Annotated in this window: 19 protein-coding genes; 6 read left to right on the plus strand and 13 right to left on the minus strand. The window is 65.5% G+C overall.

All coding sequences use genetic code 11. From position 1 onward, the window contains the following. Positions 1-116: 116 nt before the first annotated feature. The 3 genes from B3349_RS10940 to B3349_RS10950 form a co-directional block, all read right to left on the minus strand. The gene (locus B3349_RS10940; protein WP_291588607.1) at positions 117-989 is read right to left on the minus strand and encodes a plasmid replication/partition related protein; all 873 of its coding nucleotides are present in this window, start codon (positions 987-989) and stop codon (positions 117-119) included. A gap of 154 nt (positions 990-1,143) precedes the next feature. Beyond that, entirely contained in the window at positions 1,144-2,526 is a 1,383-nt protein-coding gene (gene trhP, locus B3349_RS10945; protein ID WP_280011818.1) for a prephenate-dependent tRNA uridine(34) hydroxylase TrhP, read from the minus strand. 221 nt (positions 2,527-2,747) lie between these two features. Beyond that, the gene (locus B3349_RS10950) at positions 2,748-3,641 is read right to left on the minus strand and encodes a LysR family transcriptional regulator (protein WP_291588667.1); all 894 of its coding nucleotides are present in this window, start codon (positions 3,639-3,641) and stop codon (positions 2,748-2,750) included. A gap of 217 nt (positions 3,642-3,858) precedes the next feature. On the opposite strand from B3349_RS10950, the gene B3349_RS10955 reads away from it, so the two are divergent. After that, on the plus strand, positions 3,859-4,623 hold the full coding sequence (locus tag B3349_RS10955; RefSeq protein WP_291588608.1) for a sulfite exporter TauE/SafE family protein: 765 nt from the start codon (positions 3,859-3,861) through the stop codon (positions 4,621-4,623). A gap of 133 nt (positions 4,624-4,756) precedes the next feature. On the opposite strand, the gene tolA is transcribed toward B3349_RS10955, so the two are convergent. The 9 genes from tolA to B3349_RS11000 form a co-directional block, all read right to left on the minus strand. Beyond that, positions 4,757-5,911 (minus strand): cell envelope integrity protein TolA, encoded by a 1,155-nt coding sequence (gene tolA, locus B3349_RS10960; protein WP_291588609.1) that lies wholly within the window; start codon positions 5,909-5,911, stop codon positions 4,757-4,759. 63 nt (positions 5,912-5,974) lie between these two features. Further along, positions 5,975-6,406 carry an ExbD/TolR family protein gene (locus B3349_RS10965; protein ID WP_291588610.1) on the minus strand — a complete coding sequence of 144 codons (432 nt, stop codon included), beginning with the start codon at positions 6,404-6,406 and terminating at the stop codon, positions 5,975-5,977. Positions 6,407-6,419: 13 nt separating this feature from the next. Next, entirely contained in the window at positions 6,420-7,124 is a 705-nt protein-coding gene (tolQ, locus tag B3349_RS10970) for a protein TolQ (RefSeq protein WP_218334274.1), read from the minus strand. Next, on the minus strand, positions 7,121-7,540 hold the full coding sequence (locus B3349_RS10975) for a YbgC/FadM family acyl-CoA thioesterase (RefSeq protein ID WP_218334275.1): 420 nt from the start codon (positions 7,538-7,540) through the stop codon (positions 7,121-7,123). The genes tolQ and B3349_RS10975 overlap by 4 nt, the downstream gene beginning before the upstream one ends. Positions 7,541-7,548: 8 nt before the next feature. Then, complete coding sequence (locus tag B3349_RS10980; protein ID WP_291588611.1) at positions 7,549-8,745, minus strand: pyridoxal phosphate-dependent aminotransferase; 1,197 nt, start codon at positions 8,743-8,745, stop codon at positions 7,549-7,551. A gap of 81 nt (positions 8,746-8,826) precedes the next feature. After that, a complete protein-coding gene (gene nusB, locus B3349_RS10985) occupies positions 8,827-9,435 on the minus strand; it encodes a transcription antitermination factor NusB (protein WP_291588612.1) in 609 nt (202 codons plus the stop codon). A 3-nt stretch (positions 9,436-9,438) separates the two neighbouring features. Then, positions 9,439-9,903, minus strand: coding sequence for a 6,7-dimethyl-8-ribityllumazine synthase (gene ribH / locus B3349_RS10990; RefSeq protein ID WP_218334277.1), 465 nt, complete (start codon positions 9,901-9,903; stop codon positions 9,439-9,441). Positions 9,904-9,909: 6 nt separating this feature from the next. After that, the gene (ribBA, locus tag B3349_RS10995; protein ID WP_291588613.1) at positions 9,910-11,031 is read right to left on the minus strand and encodes a bifunctional 3,4-dihydroxy-2-butanone-4-phosphate synthase/GTP cyclohydrolase II; all 1,122 of its coding nucleotides are present in this window, start codon (positions 11,029-11,031) and stop codon (positions 9,910-9,912) included. A 198-nt stretch (positions 11,032-11,229) separates the two neighbouring features. Next, the gene (locus B3349_RS11000) at positions 11,230-11,526 is read right to left on the minus strand and encodes a 2Fe-2S iron-sulfur cluster-binding protein (RefSeq protein WP_066539487.1); all 297 of its coding nucleotides are present in this window, start codon (positions 11,524-11,526) and stop codon (positions 11,230-11,232) included. Between the two features lie 490 nt (positions 11,527-12,016). On the opposite strand from B3349_RS11000, the gene B3349_RS11005 reads away from it, so the two are divergent. The 3 genes from B3349_RS11005 to B3349_RS11015 all read left to right on the plus strand — a co-directional run bounded on the left by B3349_RS11005 (position 12,017) and on the right by B3349_RS11015 (position 16,461). Next, complete coding sequence (locus B3349_RS11005; protein ID WP_291588614.1) at positions 12,017-12,940, plus strand: SDR family NAD(P)-dependent oxidoreductase; 924 nt, start codon at positions 12,017-12,019, stop codon at positions 12,938-12,940. Positions 12,941-13,104: 164 nt separating this feature from the next. Further along, a complete protein-coding gene (gshA, locus tag B3349_RS11010) occupies positions 13,105-14,637 on the plus strand; it encodes a glutamate--cysteine ligase (RefSeq protein ID WP_291588615.1) in 1,533 nt (510 codons plus the stop codon). A gap of 171 nt (positions 14,638-14,808) precedes the next feature. Beyond that, positions 14,809-16,461 carry a methyl-accepting chemotaxis protein gene (locus tag B3349_RS11015; protein WP_291588616.1) on the plus strand — a complete coding sequence of 551 codons (1,653 nt, stop codon included), beginning with the start codon at positions 14,809-14,811 and terminating at the stop codon, positions 16,459-16,461. A 122-nt stretch (positions 16,462-16,583) separates the two neighbouring features. On the opposite strand, the gene B3349_RS11020 is transcribed toward B3349_RS11015, so the two are convergent. Then, positions 16,584-16,814: an SPW repeat protein gene (locus B3349_RS11020; RefSeq protein ID WP_291588617.1), complete on the minus strand. Its 231-nt coding sequence runs from the start codon at positions 16,812-16,814 to the stop codon at positions 16,584-16,586. An 83-nt stretch (positions 16,815-16,897) separates the two neighbouring features. Between B3349_RS11020 and ylqF the strand changes: the two genes are divergently transcribed. Next, complete coding sequence (gene ylqF / locus B3349_RS11025; RefSeq protein WP_291588618.1) at positions 16,898-17,836, plus strand: ribosome biogenesis GTPase YlqF; 939 nt, start codon at positions 16,898-16,900, stop codon at positions 17,834-17,836. A 108-nt stretch (positions 17,837-17,944) separates the two neighbouring features. Further along, positions 17,945-20,269, plus strand: a complete 2,325-nt coding sequence (locus tag B3349_RS11030; protein WP_291588619.1) for a putative bifunctional diguanylate cyclase/phosphodiesterase — start codon at positions 17,945-17,947, stop codon at positions 20,267-20,269. The last annotated feature ends 7 nt before the right edge of the window (positions 20,270-20,276 follow it).

Genomic DNA, 20,276 nt, shown 5'->3' on the forward strand with positions numbered 1-20,276 from the left:
GCCGAAGACCTGCGGACCTGAGGGTCCAGGGCTTGCTGCCTTCCTGCCTGTTGCAGGCCGTAGACCGCAACAGCATGCTGGAACGCCAGAATGCTGTATGCAGCGTTCCACAATGCTCAGGCCTGTTCGGCCAGCAGTTCCTGAAGGGTCTTGACCTGGAGCTTCAGGCGCTCGTTCTCGGCTTCCAGCTCGGCCACGCGGGCCTGCAGTTCTTCGGCCGATGCCTGCGGAGCGGCTTCGGCACCTTCTTCGGCTTCCGGCTTTTCGGCCTTGGGCTTTTTCTTGGCGTCGCGCACGCGCTTGGCGGCCTGCTTCAGGCCGTCGGCGCCTTCGGCGGCCACAGCCTGTTGCTCTTCCATCGGCAGGGTGGCGACCACGGCCGCCGCGTTCAGCGTCAACTCCCCGGCGCGCACGGCGGCCACCACTTCGGGGGCGGCTTTTTCCTGGATGGTTTCGATCATCTTGACCTGGCCGGCCGACAGGCGGGCAGCGCGGGCCAGGGCTTCACGGGTGTCCAGGGCCTGGTCGGGTACCTTGGGCATCTTGGCCAGCGTCTGTGCGACCACCGGGTCGGTATCACCTTCCCAGGGTGCTTCTGCGGTGGATTCTCCGGCCTGGGCCTTGGCGGCATTCACGGCCGCAGCGGCCGCAGCGCGGCGTTCGGCGATGATTTCGCGTTTGCGCAGGGCCAGCACGCCGCGCTGGAAGTCCGAAACGCTGCGGCGGCCCAGGTGCTGGTCGATCATCCACAGGTGGATGTCTTCCATGTTCTGGAAGCGCTCGTTCTGGATGGTCTTGAACGGCAGGCCGTGCTTCTGGCAGATGCCAAAGCGGTTGTGGCCGTCCACCAGGATATTGCCCCACAGCACCAGCGCGTCGCGGCAGCCTTCGTCGAGGATGCTGCGCTCCAGCGATTCGTGTTCGTCGGGGGTCAGGGGGTCGATATAGGCCTTGAGTTCGGGCAGAACCTGGATTTCTTCTGGATTCACTTGTCGTTCCTTGTCTTCAGGCAATCAGGGGCAAAAAGAGGCAAAGGCCCCGAGGGGCCTTGCAGAATCAGGGGCTGCTTGCGCGCAGGGAGCGCGGGCTTCAGCGCTCAGTCGTGCTGAAGTTCTCCGTGCCTGGGCACAAGAAGCCGTGGTCTTATGCTTGCTCGGGGTGCAGCAAGCGGGCGATCAGTGCACCTTCCCACGGGCCTTCCATCGGCACGCGCACACGGATGGGGTTGCCCTGGGCCACCTGCACCGGCTCGCCTTCCAGATTGAACATCTGGGTCAGCTGGACGCGGCGGTTGCCTGTGGGGTGCACGACCTCAATGGTATCGCCCACGGCAAAACGGTTCATGGTTTCAATCTCGACCATGCCATTCACGTAATCGCGCACCTGGCCCACAAAGTGGCTGCGCTGCAGCACCGAGGTGCCGGTTTCGTAATTCTGGTAGTCGTTGGCGGGGCGGCGTTCCAGCAGGCCGCCGGTGTAGCCGCGGTTGGCCAGGCTTTCCAGCTCGGTGATCAGGTGCGGGTTGAAGGGGCGGCCGGCCACGGCGTCGTCGATGGCGCGGCGGTAGGTCTGTGCGGTACGGGCCACGTAGTACAGGCTCTTGGTGCGGCCTTCGATCTTCAGCGAATCGACACCGATCTTGGTCAGTCGCTCCACATGCTCCACGGCGCGCAGGTCCTTGGAGTTCATGATGTAGGTGCCATGCTCATCTTCCATGATGGGCATCATTTCGCCGGGACGGCCTTTTTCTTCCAGCAGGTAGATGGCGTCGGCCTTGGGGTGGCGGTTGCCGTCCCCGCAGGTGCTGGTGAACTGGTTGTCGGCGTCGTTCTTGGCGTCTTCGAAGTTGAAGCCCTTGTCCATGGCCTGGGCCAGGGCTTCACCGGTGTTGGGGTCGACCTGGGCATCGTGCGTCTTGTAGTCCCAGCGGCAGGCGTTGGTGCAGGTGCCCTGATTGGGGTCGCGACGGTTGAAGTAGCCGCTCAGCAGGCAACGGCCCGAGTAGGCAATGCACAGCGCGCCGTGCACAAAGACTTCGATCTCCATGTCCGGGCACTCCTGGCGGATCTTTTCGATCTCGTCCAGGGACAGCTCGCGCGAGAGGATGATGCGCTCCACGCCCATCTTCTGCCAGAACTTGACGGTGGCGTAGTTGGTGGTGTTGGCCTGCACGGACAGGTGGATCACCGCCTCGGGCCACTTCTCCTTGACCATCATGATCAGGCCCGGGTCGGCCATGATCAGCGCGTCGGGCTTCATGGCGATGATGGGCTCGATGTCGCGCAGATAGGTGCGGATCTTGTCGTTGTGCGCAATCACGTTGCTGGTCAGGAAGAATTTCTTACCGCGTGCGTGCGCTTCCTGGATGCCCTGGGCGATCTGTTCCATGCGGAACTCGTTGTTGCGGGCGCGCAGACTGTAGCGCGGCTGGCCGGCGTACACGGCATCGGCGCCAAAGTCATAGGCGGCGCGCATTTTGTCGAGCGAGCCGGCGGGCAACAGGAGTTCGGGGGCTTTGAGGGTCATGATGGGGCGTATTGTCCTGCAATCCGCCCTCCCGTGTGTCAGGGCGGGCAGGGTGCCCGCAGGGGCTTCAGGGGCTGTTACACCTGCTTCCAACGCCAGCTTCCGCGGTCTTCGGCACACCAATCCGGTGCAGGCAGGAGCCAGGGCGGGCAAGCAAGGACTTGCCTGCTGCGGGTGTGTACTGCCCTGTCTGTGAAGGCCGGTGCAGGAGGGTCGTGGGGTCAGCGGATGCTGTGCTGCTGCAGGTGTTCCAGCAGCAGCTGGGCATGTGTCGGCAACGGCACGCCGGGTCGGGTGCACAGCAGCAGTTGGCGTTGGGCCCAGGGGTCCTGCAGCGCAATCGCCCGCGCGCCGCTGCGGCCCGCATGGCGGCGTGCGGCGGAAGCCGGCAGCACGGCCACGCCGGCGCCCTGGCCGACCAGTTGGCAGATGCTGTCGAACTGCTGCAGCTGCACGCGCCAGCGCAGCGGCTGGCCCAGCTGCGTGGCCTGGTGCTGCACCAGGGCCTGCAGGGCAGAGCCACGGGGCAGGCCAATCCAGTCCTGGGTCAGCAGCTCGGTAAGCCGCAGCGACATGCGGCGCGCCAGCGGGTGTTCCACCGGCAGCACCGCCACCAGCGGATCGGGGCGCCAGGGCTCGGCCTGTATGCCGCTGGTGTCCACCGCATCGCTGGCAATGCCGATGTCGCACAGGCCCTGGCGCAGGCCGTCCAGCACGGCTTCGCTGCGGCATTCCTGCAGCTCCAGCGCCACGCGCGGCTGGGCTTGCAGAAAGCCGGCCACGGCCTGCGGCAGGTGCTCGGCCACGGCCGAGGTGTTGCCGCGCACCCGCGCCTGGCCGGCCAGACCGTTGCCGAAGTCCGCCAGATCACCGCGCAGATGCTCCATTTGCTGCAGCACCTGGCGCGCGTGCTGTCCCAGGGTATGGCCGGCAGCCGTGGGGCGCACCCCGCGTGCGCCGCGCTCGAGCAGCGGCGCGCCCAGCTGGGCTTCCATGCCGCGCACGCGCTCGCTGGCCGAGGCCAGCGTCATGTGCGACAGGCCCGCTGCCGCCGTGAGCGTGCCGCTGTCCAGGATGTGGACAAACAGTTGCAGATCGGTGAGGTCAAAGCGCATGGATGGCAAGGTGGGCATGGACGAAGAGGGTCGGTGCAAGGCTCAGGGTGGGCCTGAGTCTGGCTGTAGCACTTCCGCATTGTGGTGTCAGTGTAGGCGCAGAAGAATGGCGCAGGAAAAGTGTTTGGTTAGGACATGTTGTGATGCAAAAGGTTCAGTTTGAAACGAAGGCTGCTGGAGCCGCCATGGCAGCCATGGTGGTACAGGAGGTGGGCGCATGACCGCCGATCTGCTGGCCCAGCCAGGGCTGTTGCTGGGGGCTGTGCTGGTGTTTGCGCTGGCCGGCCTGGTCAAGGGCGTGGTGGGCCTGGGCCTGCCCACGGTGTCCATGGCGCTGCTGGCCTTGTTCATGCCGACAGGGCAGGCCGCCGCCTGGCTGCTGCTGCCTTCGCTGGTGACCAATGTGCTGCAGATGCGGCCTGCGGCATCGCTGGGGCCGGTGCTGCATCGGCTGTGGCCCATGCAGCTGGGTGTGGTGGTGGGCACGCTGGGCGGAGTGTGGTGGTGGGGGCCGCTGGGCCAGGCGGCCGGTGCCCGCCAGTTGCTGGGCGCTGCCCTCGCGCTGTATGCGCTGTGGGGCCTGTGGGGGCGGGCGGTCACGCTGTCGCCGGGCCACCAAGGATGGCTGGGGGCCGTGGTCGGTTTGGTAACCGGAGGCATCACGGCGCTGACCGGTGTGTTTGTGGTGCCGGCGGTGGCCTATCTGCAGGCACTGCAGCTGCCGCGCCAGGCCCTGATGCAGGCCATGGGGCTGAGTTTTACGGTTTCTACCCTGGCCCTGGGAGTCGGGCTGAGTGGCCTGGCCGGTGGCAGCGGCCCGCTGGATGGGGTGGCGCTGTGGGCTTCGGCCGCGATGCTGTTGCCCGCGTTGCTGGGCATGGCTGCGGGGGAGCGGTTGCGATCGCGTCTTTCGGCCACCGCTTTCAAGCGGGTGCTGATGGGCAGCTTGCTGGCGTTGGGGGCTTACATGCTGTTCAATTAGCCGCCAGCAGCACAACCGCTGTGCCGTCGCACAGCATGGTTTTCCTGCGGGTGGGCAAAAGCAAAGGGCTTGAAGGTGGAAACACCTTCAAGCCCTTCTGGCGTGCGCTGCTGCGGCGTGGCCGTGTGCGTGCTCAGTCTTGCGGACGGAATCCGATCACCAGGGTGGGCGGCACCTTGCCGTCCACGTCCTTGGGCAGCGAATCGGTCTTTTGCACGGCGCGCACCACGGCGTCGTCCCAGGCCTTGTTGCCGCTGGACTTGATCAGTCGGGCGCTGATGATGTCGCCGCCGGGCGCGGTGCGCACCTCGACTTCGGCACGCGGGTTGCCGCTGATCGCATCCGGGTAGACGATGTTGGGCTTGACCTTGGCCGCGACCTTGGCGCCATAGCCGGCCGACGGGCCATGGCCGCCACCGGCACCGGTGCCTGCGCCGGAACCGTTGCCACCGCCCTTGCCAGCGTTGGGGCCGCTGCTGCGTTCGGCCGAACCACTGCCGCCCGAGCCGGCCAGACCGGCCATGCGAGCGATGTTTTCCTGGCGCATCTTTTCTGCGGCGGCGGCATCCTTGGCGTCCTTGGCCGCCTGTTCCTTCTTGCGCTTGTCGTCGGCGGCCTTCTTCTCGGCCTTTTCCTTGTCGGCCTTCTCTTTTTCGGCCTTGTCCTTTTTCTCTTTTTCCTTTTGCAGCTTGTCCTTCTCGGCCTTGTCTGCCTTCTCTTTTTCCAGGCGGTCCTTCTTTTCCTGCTCTTTCTTCTGCTTGTCCTTTTCGGCCTTGTCCGCTTTTTCCTTTTCCAGGCGTTCCTTGCGCTCTTCCTCGGCCTGTTCCTTCTTCTCTTTTTCCTTTTGCAGGCGGGCTTTTTCCGCCTTCTCGGCCTTGTCCTTGGCCTGGCGTTCTTCCAGCTCGCGCTTGTCCTTCAGCTCCTGCTGGCGCTTTTTCTCCAGCGCCAGCTCGGCCTCATGGGCCTGCTGTTCGGCTTGCAGCTGTTGCGGCGTGGGCTTGGGCGGCACCACCACGGGCTCGGGCTCCGGTGGGGGCGGGGGCTTGACGGGTTCCGGCTCCGGTTCGGGTTCCGGGGGGGGCGTGGGCGCGCGCGGGGCTGCTGCCGTGGGCATTTCCGACCACAGCTCGGCTTCCACAGCGGCTTCGCCCACCGCTTTGGGCGGGCGCACGTTCCAGACGAGCGCCACGATCAGCAGGATGTGCGCCGCCAGTGCCATCAGCCAGGCGCGCAGGTACTTGCTGCGGCGGGGTGGGGCAAAGGGGTCGTTTTCGTAGCGGGATGACATGGAATCGGGTGCGGTGCTAATAGTTGCGGGCCGGCGGGTCAAAAGCCGCTGCCGGCCCGAAGGTCACTTGCCGGCGGCGGACTTGACGCCCAGGGCCACGCGCTTGACGCCGGCTTTCTGGAGCTCGCCCATGGCGTTGACCACGGTTTCGTAGGGCAGGGCTTTGTCTGCCTGGATCATGATGGCGCTGTCCTCGGGCTGGCCGGATTGCCAGCTGGAGGCCGCCAGGCCCAGTTCCTGCAGCGTGACGGTCTGTTCGCCATTCGGGGTTTTCAGGCGTACGGAGCCATCCTTGTCGATCAGCACGTGGGCCACGTTCTGAACCGGGGGCTTGGTGGACTTGCCGGCGCTGGGCACGTTGATGGCGCCCGGCGTGAGCATGGGGGCCGTGACCATGAAGATGATCAGCAGCACCAACATCACGTCGATGAACGGCACCATATTGATTTCATTGACGGTGCGGCGGCCTTTGCCGCGGGAGCTGACTGCGGGCATGGGGCGGCTCCGATCAGTGGCCCGACGCCGTGCTCTGGCCCACGCCGCTCACATTGCGTTGCAGGATGTTGGAAAACTCTTCGATGAAGGTTTCCTGCTGGCTGGCAACGCGGTCAATCTTGTGGGCGTAGCGGTTGTAGGCGGTCACGGCGGGGATGGCGGCAAACAGGCCCATGGCGGTGGCGACCAGGGCTTCGGCAATGCCGGGGGCCACGGTGGCCAGCGTGATCTGCTCCATGTTGGCAAAACCGGTGAAGGCGTGCATCACGCCCCAGACCGTGCCGAACAGGCCGACGTAGGGGGCCACGGAGCCCACGGTACCGAGGAAGGGCAGGCCGGATTCGACCTCGTCCATCTCCCGCTGGAAGCTGGCGCGCATGGCGCGGCGGGTACCGTCCATCAGCGTGTCGGCGCTGGTGATGCGGCGTTCGCGCAGTTTCTGGTATTCGCGCATGCCGCTGGCGAAGACGCGTTCCATCGGGCCGCCGCTCTTGGCGTTTTTCATGGCGCTGATGTACAGATCGTTCAGGCTGGTGCCGGACCAGAAGTCCTGCTCGAAGCTGTCGTTCTGCGCGCGCACCTTGTTGAGCGTCTGCATCTTGCGGAAGATCATGGCCCAGCTGGCGACCGAGGCGGCCACCAGAATCAGCATGACGAGTTGGACCACCCAGCTGGCTTGCAGCACCAGGTGGAGGATGGACATGTCTTGGTTGTTCATGAGAGTTGTTCCAGGATGCTGGCAGGAATACGGGCAGGGCGCATGCTGGCCGCATCCACCCAGCCAATACGGATGGTGCCTTCACTTAACAGCTGAGGCTGGCCATCGGATGACATGGTGTGTTGTAACAAAGCCTGTTGGGCAATGGTGATGGAGGCGCGGCCTGCCGATTGCAGCCGGGCGGTGACCCAGAGCTGATCGTCCAGCCGTGCCGGGGCGACATAGTCCACCGCAGCATGGGTTACGACAAAGAAGCCGCCGGTTTGTTCCCGCAGCTTTTGCTGTTCGATACCCAGCGCGCGCAGCCATTCGGTGCGGCCGCGCTCGAAGAAATGCAGCATCCGGGAAGGGTAGACCGTGCCGCGGGCATCGGTGTCTTCCCAGTAGATGCGCAGGGGAAAGCGAAAAGCCGTCATGGGGATGCTCAGGCCAGCAGGCGTTCCATGCGGGCCACGGCTTCCTGCAGCTGGGCCATGGAATTGGCCGTGGAAAAGCGGATGTGACGTGCGGTGTCGGCCGTGCCGAAGTCACGGCCCGGGGTGGCGGCAATATGGGCTTGCTGCAGCAAGGCATGGGCAAAGTCCCAGCTGCAGTTGGCACCCGGCGCCACGCCCAGCTTGTGTGCCACCTGGGAGCAGTCGGCCCAGGCGTAGAACGCGCCGTCGGGCATGACCGGCACGGACAGGCCCAGGCGGTTGAGCTGGGGCAGGAAGTAGTCGCGGCGGGCCTTGAATTCGGCGCGGCGGCGTTCGAACTCGGCAATGCTTTCGGGCGCAAAGCAGGCCAAGGCGGCGTGCTGCGAGATGGTGGAGGCGCAGATGAACAGGTTCTGTGCCAGGCGCTCCACCACCGGAACCATGGCCTCGGGCACCACCATCCAGCCCAGGCGCCAGCCGGTCATGTTGAAGTATTTGCTGAAGCTGTTGATGCTGATGATGTCGTCGTCTATGGCCAGGGCGGTCTGGCCGAAGGCGTCGTCATACGACAGACCCAGGTAGATCTCGTCGACGATGGTGATGCCGCCCTTGGACTTCACCACCTCATGGATGCGGCGCAGTTCGGCCGGGTCAATGGATGTGCCCGTGGGATTGGAGGGCGATGCCAGCAGCACGCCGCGTGTCTTGTCACCCCAATGGGCCTGCACCTGGGCTGCGCTGAGCTGGAAACGTTCTGCTGCGCCCGAAGGAATCAGTTTGGCCGAGCCTTCGGCCGCGCTGACGAAGTGGCGGTTGCAGGGGTAGCTGGGGTCCGGCATCAGGATTTCATCGCCGGCTTCGATCAGTGCCAGGCAGGCCAGTTGCAGCGCGGCGCTGGCGCCGGCGGTGACCACGATGCGGCGGGCTGGGACCTCCACACCGAAGCGGCTGGCATACCAGCCGCTGATGGCTTCGCGCAGCGGCTCCAGGCCCAGCGCGTTGGTGTATTGCGTGGCGCCGCTGCCGATGGCGCGGGCGGCCGCTTCTTGCACCAGTGCCGGTGCTGTGAAGTCGGGCTCGCCAATGTTCAGAAAGATCACCGGCTGGTCGGTGTGGGCCACTTCTCGGGCCAGCGCCTGGGCGGCCTTGGCCACCTCCATCACGTAAAACGGTTCAATGCGTTGCGCGCGGGTGGAAAACTGCATGGGCTTTTCAAGGGGCGGCTGTGCCGCAGAACAAAAAAGAAAAAAGGCAGCGTTCCGGTGGGAAGGCTGCCTGGCAGGAGATCAGGCCTGGCTGTCCTGGCCGGGCTGGTCGGCTGCGGGCTCGGCTTCGGCCTTGGGGGCCTGTTCCGGCTTGCCGGCGCCGTTCTGCCCCTTGTCGGCAGCCACTTCGGTGGGGCGCAGCGTGGGGGCCAGGGCGTGGAGAACACCGTTCACGTACTTGTGGCCGTCGGTGCCGCCAAATTCCTTGGCCAGCTCGATGCTCTCGTTGAGCACCACGCGCCAGGGCACATCGGGGCAGTGCAGGAATTCATAGACGCCAATCCACATGCAGGCATGTTCGATGGGCGAGATATCTTCCATGCGGCGGTCCAGCTTGGGAGCGATCAGCGCATCCAGATCGGCAGCGGTTTCGATGCAGCCGTGCAGCAGCGCGTCGTAGTGGGCAGTGTCGCACTTGTGAAAGCCTGCCAGATCGCGCGTGAACATATCGATAGACGTGGCATCGTTGCCCCCCACGATGTGCTGGTACAGCGCCTGCAGCGCGAATTCACGCGAGCGGCTGCGGGTGGACTTGGAGGCCGCCTTGCGCACGCCGGTGCTGGTCACGCCCTTGCGGGGCTGGCGGGGGGGGCGGCTTTTGGCCGATGTGGATTGGGTGTCGTCGCTCATGGCTTATTTCAGGGTGCGGAGCAGACAGGCCATTTCGATGGCCACGCGGGCGGCATCGGCGCCTTTTTCGGTCTGGCGGGCGATGGCCTGCTCCAGGTTCTCGGTGGTGATGATCGCGTTGGCAATCGGAAGACGGTAGTCCAGGCTCAGGCGGGTCACGCCGGCGCCGGATTCATTGGCCACCAGCTCAAAGTGGTAGGTTTCGCCGCGGATGATGCAGCCCAGGGCCACCAGGGCGTCATAGCCGCCGCGTTCCGCCAGGGCCTGCAGCGCCACGGGCACTTCCAGCGCACCGGGTACCAGCACATGGTCAATGGCGTCGGCGGCCACACCGGCTTCCAGCAGGGTCTGGGTGCAGGCCTGGGCCAGGGTGTTGGTGATGCTTTCGTTCCAGCGGGCCTGGACGATGCCAATGCGCAGACCTTGGCCGTTCAGTGCGGAGGCATTGCCTTTTTCAGCGTGCAGCATGTCGCTTTATTCCTTGGTGATGTATCCGGTGATTTCCAGGCCGTAGCCGGCCATGCTGGGCATGCGGCGGGGCTGGCCCAGCAGCTTCATTTTGTGCACGCCGCATTCGCGCAGGATCTGCGCGCCCACGCCGTAGGTGCGCAGGTCCATGCGGCCGCGTTCGGGCGCCTGGGCCGAGCGGGCCTTGCCGTCGAACTGCTCCAGCAGCTGGGCGGCGCTTTCGCCGCAGTTCAGCAGCACGGCCACGCCCTGGCCTTGCCTGTCCAGATACTGCAGGCTGGTGTCCAGACCCCAGGAGTGCATGGAGCGGTTGACTTCCAGTGCATCCAGCACGGACAGCGGCTCATGCACACGCACGGGAACTTCGTCGGCTTCGCTCCAGCTGCCCTTGACCAGGGCCAGGTGCACGGCGTGGCTGGGTTTGTCGCGGAAGGCGTGGCAGGTGAATTCGCCGTAGGGCGTCTGGATGACACGGCTGCCCACTTTTTCCAGCAGCGATTCGGTGCGGCTGCGGTACTGGATCAGGTCGGCAATGGTGCCAATCTTCAGACCGTGTTCCGCGGCAAACAGCTGCAGATCGGGCAGGCGGGCCATGGTGCCGTCGTCCTTCATGATCTCGCAGATCACGGCCGAGGGGGCGCAGCCTGCCATGCCGGCCAGGTCGCAACCGGCTTCCGTGTGGCCGGCGCGGATCAGCACGCCGCCGTCCACGGCCTGCAGCGGGAAGATGTGGCCCGGTTGCACCAGGTCGGTGGGCACGGCGTTCTTGGCCACAGCCGTCTGCACGGTACGGGCGCGGTCGGCGGCGGAAATGCCGGTGGTCACGCCTTCGGCGGCTTCAATGGAGACGGTGAAGGCGGTGCTGTAGACCGTGCCATTGCGTGCGGCCATGGGCGGCAGCTTCAGGTATTCGCAGCGTTCGCGGGTGAGCGTCAGGCAGATCAGGCCCCGGCCGAACCGGGCCATGAAGTTGATGGCTTCGGGGGTGACGTGGTCGGAGGCCAGCACCAGGTCGCCTTCGTTTTCGCGGTCTTCCTCATCCACCAGGATGACCATGCGGCCTGCGCGCATGTCGGCAACGATCTCTTCCACCGGCGAGATGGCGACGGGGTTCAGGGGGGTATTCATGAGAGCTGTTTCCTTGGGGCCTGGTGCTGTGGCAACAGAAGGCGTATGGCGTCCAGGGCACTGACACATGGTGCCCAAGGACACCCCCAAAGAACGCAATGCGCACGGCCACTACCGTACGAGAGAGGGCGCCGGATGGTGCCCGCCTCGGAATCCTGCCATTCTAGTGCAGCGCAGCAGCTGTGCGCCGCAGAAGGTTTAGCGGGAGGGGTCCTGCAGCACCACATCGCCATCCGGAATGGCCACGCAGGGCAGCACGCAGCCTTCGGCTTTTTCCTCGGCGCTCAGGCCGGGCCATTCCACGGCGTAATGCACGCTGCCGGACACCAGCTGGCCGATGCAGGTGCGGCAGGTGCCGTTGCGGCAGGAGCTGGGCCAATCCAGCCCACCTTGCTCCATGGAGTCGAGCAGGGACTGGTCGGCCCAGGCATCGCACTGCTGGTCGCTGGGACTGAGGCGGGCGATGAAAAAGGGTGGAGCGAATTCGGAAGACATGACAGCAAAAAAAGGAGCGCTCCATGGCGCAAACCCTGCATTGTGGCCGAGCCTGGATTCGGTGGGAGGTGGGCGGGATTTGACCTGGTGTTAACCCGTGTATGCCTAAAAAATGGGCGCAGCAAATGGAAGTGTGAAAAATCAAGCACTTAGCGTCCAGGAATCCGCGGTTGCGAAAGTTGTCCACACAGTTTTCCAACGCGGTTGGTGACAACTTTGTCAGACAGTGCGCTGCCTAAAAAATAGGCATAAAAATAAAATCTTTCAAAATCAATGACTTGGGATTTTGTTGTAACAGTGTCCCATGCTTATCCACAGGCCTTTGCCGCAGAGATGGGGATAAATCGGCGCTGGAGTCTGCGGTGGCTGCGCGCGGGGGCGCACAGTCGCTTGGGCTACTGCGGCGCTGCCCGCCGCCGCGTAGAGTGCGCGGCGTAGACACCCGCAGCGGGTGGCAAAAAGCACGCAGATCCAACAGGAGACAAACACCATGCAAGCAGATGAACTGGACTTTCAGGGCCGCGTGGCCATCGTGACCGGCGCCGGGGGCGGCCTGGGCCGTCAGCATGCGCTGGCACTGGCGCGACGCGGTGCCAAGGTGCTGGTCAACGACCTGGGCGGCGCGCTGGATGGCAGCGGTGGCTCGGTCGGCGCGGCCCAGGCCGTGGTCAATGAAATCCGTGCCGCCGGTGGCGAAGCGCTGGCCAATGGCGCTTCGGTGACCGATTTCGACGCCGTGCAGGCCATGGTGCAACAGGCGGTGGATGCCTGGGGGCGGGTGGACATTCTGGTCAACAACGCCGGCATCCTGCGCGACAAGAGCTTTGCCAAGATGGACATGAGCGATTTCCGCCTGGTGATCGAAGTCCACCTGATGGGCGCGGCCAACTGCTGCAAGGCCGTGTGGGCCCAGATGCAGGCACAGAACTATGGCCGCATCGTGATGACGACCTCGTCCTCCGGGCTGTATGGCAATTTCGGCCAGAGCAACTATGGTGCGGCCAAGCTGGCCCAGGTGGGGCTGATGCAGACCCTGGCCATCGAAGGTGCCAAATACGGCATCCATGTCAATGCGCTGGCGCCCACGGCGGCCACGCGCATGACCGAAGGTCTGCTGGGGGAAGAGGCATCGCAGGCGCTCACCCCCGAATCGGTGGTGCCAGCCATGTTGGTGCTGGCGCACGCATCGGCGCCCACGCGCACCATTCTGTGTGCCGGTGCGGGATCGTTCGAGGCGGCCCACATCACCTTGACCCAGGGCGTGCACCTGGGGCAGGGCGAGACCGTGCCCGAGCAGTTGGCCCAAGCCTTGCCCCAGGTGCTGGACCGCACGCAGGAGCAGGTGCCGCAAAGCGGTCAGGCGCAAAGCCGTCTGGAGGTGGGCAAGGCCTTGCAGGCCCAGGCGCTGGCCTAAGCACAAGCCGCGCCGGGCGGTGCCAGCGGCTCGGCCCGGCACAGTCCGGGTGTGGTTAAAACCGGAGGGGCCACGCCGCTGGTTACATTTGCCTATCATCGGCGACCCATGGCCCGGCATGCTAAGTTCGGGCCCCGCAGTACTGTGCACCGACACCAGCCAGCATGAACCATACCGCAGCCTTCTCCCCGCTTCCCGATGCCCAACGCCTGGCGGGAATCCGCCGTGGCATTGAGAAAGAAGGCTTGCGTGCGCTGTCCAACGGGGGGCTGGCACTGACGCCGCACCCTGCCGCGCTGGGTTCGGCACTGACCCACCCTCACATCACCACGGACTTCAGCGAATCGCAGCTGGAGCTGATCACCGGTGCCCGCCTGGGGGTGGAGGAGTGCGTGCAGGAGTTGCAGCGCGTGCACCAGTTTGTGCACCGCACGCTGGACGCCCAATGCGACGGCGAGCTGATGTGGGCCTCCAGCATGCCCAGTGGGCTGCCCATCGATGAAACCATTCCGCTGGGACGCTATGGCAGCTCGCATGTCGGGCGCTCCAAAAGCGTCTACCGCATGGGCCTGGGCCACCGCTATGGCCGCCGCATGCAGACCATCTCGGGCATCCACTACAACTGGTCGTTGCCAGGGGTGTCCAGTGACGAATACTTTGCGCTGATCCGCAATTTCCGCCGCCACGCGTTTGTGCTGCTGTACCTCTACGGGGCATCGCCGGCGCTGTCCCCCTGCTTTGTCGAAGGCCGCTCGCACCAGCTGCAGCCCATGGGCAGCGAGGGCAGGGCGTTCTACCTGCCTTATGCCACTTCGTTGCGCATGGGGCGCCTGGGCTACCAGAGCGATGCCCAGTCCAGCATCAGCGTCAGCTACAACGGCCTGGAAGGCTATGCCAACTCGCTGTACGACGCGCTGACCCGGCCGTACCCCGCCTACCAGCTGGTGGGCGTGCGCAACCCGGGGGGCGACTACAACCAGTTGGGCACCAGCCTGCTGCAGATCGAGAACGAGTTCTACGGCACCATCCGCCCCAAGCGCACCGTGAAGAGCGGAGAGCGTCCGCTGCATGCGCTGCGCGAGCGCGGCGTGGAGTATGTGGAAGTGCGTTTGATGGACATCGATCCCTACGAGGATGTGGGCATCCACGCCAGCACCATGCGGATGCTGGACGTGTTCCTGCTGCACTGCCTGCTCAGCGACAGTCCGCCGGATTCGCCCCTGGAAATTGCGGACCTCAAGCACAACCAGCACCTGACCGCCGAGCGCGGCCGTGAGCCCGGCCTACGCCTGGTGCGTGCCGGCCGGGAGGTGGAGATGACGGCCTGGGCCGACGAGGTGCTGCAGGCCTGCCGGCCCATCGCCCAGGCGCTGGACAAGGTGCATGGCACGCAGGGCTACACCGAAGCCCTGGAGCTGGCACTGGCACGTGTGCAGGACAGCAGCCTCACGCCGTCCGCCCGCGTGCTGGCCGATATGGCACAGCACTACGGCAACAACTTCAACGCCTTTGGCCTAGCCCGCTCCCAATGGGCGCGCGACCAGTTGCTGCACCGTCCCTGGAGTGCGGCGGATGAGGAGCAGTTTGCGGCCTGGGCGGCCGAATCGGTGCAGGCCCAGCAGGCCATCGAGGCGGCCAGCGTGGGCAGTTTCGAGGACTGGCGCCAGAACTACATGGCGCCCCAGCAGCTGGGCTGAGTCCGGCGCGGCAGCACGCGCAGCCAGGGGACGATCCGGGGCGCCTAAGCCGTCTGGATGAATCTGCGATGACGGCAGCGTGGGCGCATGACATGCGTTTGTAACACGCTGTCACTACATTGCCGGATAGAAGCCGCCCCGGTGGGTGGCACAGGGTGACTCCCGCCAGCCATGTCCACTGCCACATTGCGTTTGCATCCGCCCCGCCGCTCCATTTGGGCGCACCTCCAGAATCTGTCGGTCGCACGCAAGATCGGCATGGTGTTCCTGGGATTGCTGCTGTCCAGTGCACTGGTTGCCGTTGCCCTGCTGTGGCAGTTGCAGCGTGTGAACCAGGAAGTGGCCCAGGCCACGGCCGACAGCGAACAGCGCATGCTCTGGGCCGTGCGCTGGCAGGCCCTGACCAACCAGGCGCTGGAAGTGGCGCTGGCCGGGGTGCAGTCCGCGGAAGAGGCGCTGATCGCCAGTGCCAACGACAAGGCCCGCACCTTGTGGAAGGCGGCTGAACAGGCGCGCGAAGCCATGGCCCAGCGGGTCAGCGATGGCGAGGACCGCGCGCTGATGGACGAAGCCCAGGCCGGCCAGACCCAGTTGCTGACGCACTATGACGCAGCGTTCAAGGCGCGCGATCTGGGACAGGCCTGGGAAGTACAGAAGCTGGTGGACCAGGCATTGCTGCCGGCCGCCAAGGCACAGATCGCGGTGTTCGAGCGCCTGATCGCCCTGCAGGAAACCCACCGCGGCGAGGTGCTGGAAGCCGGTGCCCGCCAGCGCCAGGCAGCGCTGTGGTGGGCCGTGGCCATCTACGGCAGCCTGCTGGTGCTGGGCGTGCTGGTCTCGGGGGCGCTGGTGCGCTCGCTGACCCGCCCGTTGCACGAAGCGGTGGCCGTGGCCCGCACCATAGCGCAGGGGGATTTGCGCGTGCGCGTGGACAGCCAGCGCACCGACGAAGTGGGGGTGTTGCTGCAGGATCTGGGCCGCATGGCGCGCCAGTTGCAGACGGTGGTGGCACAGGTGCACGACGGTGTGGAGGCGGTGACCGAGGCTTCGGGCCAGATTGCCGCCGGCAATGGTGAGCTGGCCGAGCGCACGGCCCAGACGGCCGACCACCTGCACCGCAGTGTGGAGCGCATCGAGGAAGTCACGCTGACCCTGATGCAGACCGCTGAAACCGCCTTGCAGGCTGACCGCCTGGCCGCCGCCGCCGCCGCTTCGGCCCGGCAAGGGGGGGAGGCGGTGCGCGATGTGGTGGACAGCATGCAGGGCATTGCCGAGCGCAGCCGCGAGATTGCGGCCATCACCGGCGTGATCGATGGCATCGCTTTCCAGACCAATATCCTGGCGCTCAATGCCGCGGTGGAGGCGGCGCGCGCCGGCAGCCAGGGCCGGGGTTTTGCCGTGGTGGCCACCGAGGTGCGCGCGCTGGCCCAGCGCAGCGCGGAAGCGGCCAAGCAGATCAAGGCGCTGATCGGTGATTCGCTGCGCCAGGTGGATGGCGGCGTGCTGCTGGCGCGCCAGGCCGGCGGGCGCATGCAGGGCATTGTGGGCGATGTGGCCCAAGTCGGGCAGCTGATTGCCGAGATGGCCCAGGCATCCACCGCCCAGCGCGACGGCATTGCCCACATCCACAGTGCGGTGCTGGAGCTCGATGGCATGACGCGCCAGAACGCGGCCATGGTGCAGGCCTGCAGCCAGGCCACCGATGCCATGCAGCAGGAAGTGGGGCAACTGGTGCGCGAAGTGGGGGTGTTCCGCCTGGAGCCGCGGGCCTTGCCTGGGGCTGCCGTGGCTGCTGCACAGCAGCCGGTGTTGCTGGCGTCCTGAGCGCGCAGTGGCCGGGGGGCCCCACTCAGTCGGGTGCGGTGCCTGGGGAGCCAGGGACTGGCGCCGTGGCGGGGTGCGCTGGATGCGCACCGACCGTTTCGGTAGCCCGAAAGCCGAATCCGTCAGCCGCGCCGCTGGCGCAGGCGGTGCAGACCTTCCTTGCCCATGAAGGCCAGGCCCAGCACCAGGGCGAACCAGCCCACCACCTGGGCCTGGGCAAACATGTCGCGCAGCGGCGTGGCGCCCATGAAATGGGGTGCGATCAACAGCACCAGTCCGATCAGGGCCAGGATCACCCCTTTGACCAGGGTGTCATTGGCAGTGGGTTTGCGGGAGGGAGAGAAAAGGGCCATGGCGCAGTAGATGACGGGAGAACAGGGTTGCGATTATCCTTGCGCCCCCGAAGACACCTGACATTCCCGTAGAAAGACACTCCATGGCCATCCAGTGGTTTCCCGGTCACATGAACCTGACGCGCAAGCTGATTGCCGAGCGCATCAAAGAAATCGATGTGGTGATCGAAGTGCTGGATGCGCGTTTGCCAGGCTCCAGCTTCAATCCGCTGCTGCAGGAACTGACGGGCCACAAACCCCGCGTCAAGCTGCTCAACAAGCAGGATGTGGCCGATCCGGTGCAGACCCAGGCCTGGCTGGAGTGGTACAACGCCCAGCCCGAGACCCGGGCCATCCCCATGGATGCGGAAGAAGCTGCTCCCGCCCGGCGCCTGGCGCAGGCTTGCCGCGAGCTGGCGCCCAACCGGGGTGGTCTGGCCAAGCCGCTGCGCGTGCTGATTTGCGGCGTGCCGAATGTGGGCAAGTCCACGCTGATCAATTCCATGAGCAACAAGCGCCAGGCCAAGGCCGCCGACGAAGCCGGTGTGACCAAGGACGAGCAGCGCATTGTGCTGGACGATGACTTCTACCTGTGGGACACGCCCGGCATGCTGTGGCCGCGGATCATCGTCGAGCAAAGCGGCTTCAATCTGGCGGCTGCCGGGTCGGTGGGGCGCAATGCCTACGACGAAGAGCTGGTGGCGCTGGAGCTGCTGCTGTATCTGCAAAAGCACTACGCCCAGAACCTGGAAGACCGCTACAAGCTGGGCTGGGGGGCGCAGAAGATTGCGGCCGCCCACGACGATGAGCTGCTGGAGGCCATTGGCCGCAAACGTGGCGCCGTGATGAGCGGCGGGCGCGTGAACACGCAGAAGGCGGCCGAGCTGGTGATCACCGACTTCCGTACCCACATCCTGGGTCGCATCACGCTGGAAACCCCGGCGGAGTTTGCGCAATGGGTGGCCGCGGGCGAAGCGGCCGAGCAGCAGCGCCAGGCACTGGCCGAAGCCAAGAAAAAGCAGCGCAAGGCGGCACGGCGCTGACACGGTGCCGGGGGCATTGCCGGCATGGACAATGACCCCGAAGCTTGTCACCATGAGTGAGTGCTGACGCTATCATGCGCCACACCATCACCTTCATGACGGGCCTTCATGCCAGCGCTGCAGCGTTCGCTTTCTCCGCAGGATGAGACTTTCAGTCGCAGTCTGGTGCGATTGGGAGGCATCTATGTGGCCGTGCAATCGGTCGTGCTGGCGGCGGCCTACTGGCTGGAAGCTACGCCCGGCTGGCAGTGGCGCCTGCTGGCCAATGCCATTGCCTGCTCCATTGGCATCGCCACCTGGGCGCTGGAGCGCAAGGGGCACTGGCGTGGCGCCGCCTGTGTGCTGGTCTGGGGGCTGTGGGGGGTGATCGTGCTGGCGGCCCTGGCCACCGGAGGGGCGCGCAGCCACAACCAGCTGGGTCTTCCCATCATCTTGCTGTTCTGTGGCTGGGTGCTGGGGAAAAAGCCTGCGCTGTGGCTGCTGGCGGCGTCGCTGGGCGCGATCATGGGGTTCAAGCTGGCAGCGTGGTGGGGGCTGATGCCGGGGCTGGCCACGACCTGGACCTCCGTGATCTACATCTGTGGCATGCTGGTGCTGACGGTGGTCGCCACCTTGCTGGCGCGCCAGCATTTCATGAGCCGTGCCGCTACGGCGGAAGCCGCGCAAGAACAGCTGCGTGCCAGCGAACATGAGCTGCGCAAGCTGTCCCTGGCGGTGGAGCAATGCCCGGCCAGCATTGTGATCACTGATATGCAGACGCATGTGGTGTATGCCAACCAGGCGTTTCTGCAGCGCTCCGGCTATACGCTGCAGGAAGTGCTGGGGCGCCCCACGGGAGAGGTGTCCACCACAGGCATGGACGAAGCGCTGCGTCTGCAGGCACTGGAGCAACTGGCGAAGGGGCAGACCTGGCAAGGGGATTTGCGCAACCGCCGCAAGGATGGGCGGGTGGTGGTGGAGGATGTGCGCGTGGCGCCATTGCGTGATGCATCCGGTGTGCCCACGCACTACGTGGAGCTCAAGCAGGACATCACCGACCGGGTCAAGGCCGAGGCCACCATACACCAGCTGTCGCACTACGACCGCATCACCGGCCTGCCCAATCGCTTTGCCTTTCTCAAGCTGCTGATGGAACTCAAGGAGCACAGCAAGGGCAGGCGCTGCGACATCAGCCCCTGCCCGCGCCACGGGCTGCTGGTGCTGGATGTGGACCGTTTCACCAACTTCAATGATGTGCATGGCCCGGTGCAGGGGGACCAGCTGCTGCGTGCCGTTGCCGCCTGCCTCAGCGGGCTGGTGCCCGCTAACGGGGTGCTGGTGCGCAACTCGGGCGACGAGTTCGCCATCGTGCTGGAGAACCTGGCGGTCGATGTCAGCAATGCGGAACTACTGACCAAGGCTTTTGCGCAGCGGCTGCTGGAGGCACTGTCAGCCGACCCGCTGTGGCTGGACGGCTTGCACGATGGCGTGCGTGTGACCTGCTGCATCGGCATGTGCGTGTTTCCGGAGCTGCCCAACGATTCGGAGATTGAAGCCCTGCGCCGTGCCAATACCGCGCTGCATGAGGCCAAGAGCCGTGGGCCCGGGCATGCGGTGATCTTCCAGGAGGTGATGGCCGAGAATGCCAGCCGCCGCTACCGCATTGAAAAAGGCCTGCGCCGTGCGGTTGGCGAGGGCGAGCTGCGCCTGTTCCTGCAAGGCCAGTACAACGCGGAAGGGGTGGCGATGGGGGTCGAGGCGCTGGTGCGCTGGGAAAACCCGGAGCGGGGCCTGCTGAGCCCGGGGGCCTTCATCCCTGTGGCGGAAGAGTCCGACCTGATCGTGTTGCTGGGCGACTGGATGCTGGAGGAGGCCTGCCGTCTGTTGGTGCGACCGGAACTGGTGGAAAGGCGTTTGCAGCTGTCGGTGAATGTCAGTGCGCGGCAGTTTCTGCAGACCGATTTCGTGGCCAAGCTGCAGGCGCTGCTGGCTTTCACGGAGGCCGACCCTTCCCGGCTGACGCTGGAGGTGACGGAAGGCCTGGTGCTGGGGGATTTCGATGAGGCTGCGCACCGGATGCTGCAGCTACGCGAAATGGGCATCCAGTTTGCGCTGGATGATTTTGGCACCGGCTATTCGTCCATGGCCTATCTGAAGCGCCTGCCGATCCAGGAACTCAAGATCGACCAGAGCTTTGTACGGGACATGAACCGGAGCCAGCAGACCGAAGCGCTGGTGGAGGCCATCTTGTGGGTGGCCCACCGCTTTGGTTTGCGGGTGGTGGCTGAAGGGGTGGAGACCCCGGCACAGGCCGCGCTGCTGCATGCCTGGGAGCCGAAGATCCTGTGTCAGGGTTTTCTGCATGACCAACCCATACCCTGGCAGGCCTGGGTGGCGCGCTACGTGCAGCAGCAGCTGCAGCCGCCGGTCACGGACACCGGTACGGAGGCGTGATGGTTGC

Source organism: Comamonas sp. UBA7528, assembly GCF_002479375.1.
Lineage (GTDB): Bacteria > Pseudomonadota > Gammaproteobacteria > Burkholderiales > Burkholderiaceae_C > Comamonas.